The sequence below is a fragment of the Methylobacterium nigriterrae genome (assembly GCF_037106235.1).
Lineage (GTDB): Bacteria > Pseudomonadota > Alphaproteobacteria > Rhizobiales > Beijerinckiaceae > Methylobacterium > Methylobacterium nigriterrae.
In genome coordinates, this window is sequence record NZ_JBAWTG010000857.1 from 1 (window position 1) to 272 (window position 272).

The window sequence follows — 272 nt, forward strand, 5'->3', positions numbered from 1 at the left end:
GCGGCGACCCTGTCGGCACGCTGATCATTGCCCGGGTGCCGGTGACGCTCTCCCTCATGGTCCTGTCGACGCTCGTGATCGCGGTTCTCGGCACGGCGCTCGGACTCGCGAGCGCCGTGCGCGGAGGCGCACTCGGCAAGCTCCTCGATGCGATCTCGCTGATCGGCCTCGCGCTCCCCAGCTACTGGGTCGCCATCCTTCTGGTCGCCCTCTTCGCAGTGGCCATTCGGATCTTCCCCGCTACCGGCTATATCCCGTTCGCCGACAATCCG

1 pseudogene is annotated in these 272 nt (G+C 67.6%); it reads left to right on the plus strand.

Annotation, left to right across the window (positions count from 1 at the left end):
* Positions 1-272 (plus strand): annotated as a pseudogene (locus WDW90_RS39440) (ABC transporter permease); the annotation flags it as partial.